This window comes from Amycolatopsis keratiniphila subsp. keratiniphila (assembly GCF_001620365.2).
Lineage (GTDB): Bacteria > Actinomycetota > Actinomycetes > Mycobacteriales > Pseudonocardiaceae > Amycolatopsis > Amycolatopsis keratiniphila.
Genome location: NZ_LQMT02000050.1, coordinates 1 through 2052, shown reverse-complemented (window position 1 = coordinate 2052; position 2052 = coordinate 1). Strand labels below are relative to the sequence as shown.

Genomic DNA, 2052 nt, shown 5'->3' with positions numbered 1-2052 from the left:
CCCCCACCGCTCGCGCGATGGCCGGTTGCTCGATCACAAACCCTTGCCACACAAGGGAAACGCTGACATTCCCGGGTGAAGCGCCATACCCGATTGCACTATGGCGCCACCCCGGGGACAGGGGAACACTCTTTCGTCGGGAGTCCCGCACTTGAGTCAACGCCGACAACCAGAAAAGTGTGGCAGACATGATCGAAAACAACATGATCCCGGATGATTTCCTCTCCCTCGCGAGCGTGCAGGCGGCGGAAGAGGACGCGTTGCTGAACCGGCAGAACGTGGTGGGTGTCGCGCTCGGCACCAAATGGTCCGGTGGGAGGGACACCGGCGAGAAGGCGATCACCGTCCTCGTCGACACGAAGATGCCGCACGAGATGCTGCGTGAGGACGACCTCGTCCCGTCGACGCTGGCCGGGGTGCCCACCGACGTCCAGGAGGTCGGTGTGCTCCAGGCGGGTCGCAGTATCGCGGCGCCGAAGGCGAACGGCTCGCCGTCGGTACTCGACGACGTGCCGTCGCCCGCGCTGAGCCGTCCCGACGAACTCGCCCGCCAGCAGGTCGGCCCGTTCACCCTCGCCAAGCGGTTCCGCCCGGCGTTCGGCGGGCTGAGCGTCGGCCACTTCAAGATCACCGCCGGCACCTACGGCACCGCGGTCTACGACGCCACGGCACTGCCCGGCAAACCGGCGAAGTACTACATCCTGAGCAACAACCACGTGCTGGCGAACTCCAACGCCGCCGCCATCGGCGATCCCATCCTGCAGCCCGGCCCGTTCGACGGCGGTGTCGTCCCCACCGACGTCATCGCGAGGCTGAGCCGCTTCGTGCCGATCAAGTTCATCGCCGCCGGCCAGCCGGTGCCGCTGAACTTCGTCGACGCCGCCATCGCCGAGGGCCAGTTCCACGACCTCGACCGGCGGATCTTCTGGGTCGGCGACCTCAAGGGCACCAACGTGGCCCCCGCGGTCGGCACCGTGGTGCAGAAGACCGGCCGGACCACGAACTGGACCACCGGGCGGATCACGAACATCAACGCCACCGTCGACGTGAACTACGGCGGCGGCCGGGTGGCCCGGTTCGCACAGCAGCTGCTCACCACCGACATGTCGGCGGGCGGCGACTCGGGCAGCCTCGTGGCGGATCTGAGCGAGAACGCCGTCGGCCTGCTGTTCGCCGGTTCGCCGGTGGTCACCGTGATCAACCGGATCACGCTGGTCGAGGCCACGCTCGGGATCAGGGTGCATCCGTAGTGGCCGAAGACGTATCGGATGTCGATGCCGCCCTCGTGGCGGCGTCACGGTGGCTCGACGACGTCCCCGGAGTGGTCGGGATCGGACAGGGCGAGGCCGAGGGGGCACCCACGATCGACGTGTGGATGACCCCCGGTCACGACTCCGGGCAGCTGCCTTCTCAGCTGCTCGGAGTGCCCGTCCGGGTCCGTGACTCCGGCGGTCCGGTGGAGGCCCGGCCGGACTGACCCGTCTCGATGACCGCGCGATTGCGGGCGGCGACGATCCCCGCGTCCGCCTTCACCACCCGCCGGTCGTAGGTGAGCAGGCCGTTGACCTCGTTCTCGACGTCGGTGGTCTGTGTGTAGATCGCGCCGGAAAGGCCGGTTCCGGCGACGATCCGTTCGAGGTTCTCGCTGACCTCGGCATAGCGCTTGGTCAGCTGTGCCGGGGTCGGCGTCATCTCGTAGGCCTGCGGCTCACCCGGCCAGCGATGCCCGTCGACGACGAGGCCGAGCCCGCCGTACTCGCCGTCGACGATCACCCTGTGGTCCTTCACCGCGGGGCTCCCCGGCCCGACGTAGGTGTGGTCGTCGTAGACGTCACCCGCACCGGTGTCCGGCCGGGAGAAACAGCAGTTCACCCCGCTGTTCGCGATGACTTGCCTGGTCGGGTCGAGGTCCTTCACCAGCTTCGCGATGCGCGCGGTGTCGAATTCTCCCCAGCCTTCGTTGAACGGCACCCAGCCGACGATCGAGGTCACCCCGCGCAGTTGCTCGATCATCTCGGTCAGCTCGGCCTCGAACCGCTCCTGCGCCTCCGG

1 protein-coding gene and 1 pseudogene are annotated in these 2052 nt (G+C 68.1%); one reads left to right on the top strand and one right to left on the bottom strand.

Features of this window, described 5'->3' with window-relative positions:
• Positions 1-188: 188 nt before the first annotated feature.
• Positions 189-1250, top strand: a complete 1062-nt coding sequence (locus tag AVR91_RS40935) for a chymotrypsin family serine protease (protein ID WP_063277512.1) — start codon at positions 189-191, stop codon at positions 1248-1250.
• 160 nt (positions 1251-1410) lie between these two features.
• Here AVR91_RS40935 and AVR91_RS40925 read toward each other — a convergent pair.
• A pseudogene (locus tag AVR91_RS40925) lies at positions 1411-2052 on the bottom strand (glycoside hydrolase family 2); the annotation flags it as partial.

Bases quoted from the DNA above. Each gene is read 5' to 3' on its own strand.
- AVR91_RS40935 (WP_063277512.1), top strand. From the start codon at position 189: ATGATCGAAAACAACATGATCCCGGATGATTTCCTCTCCCTCGCGAGC.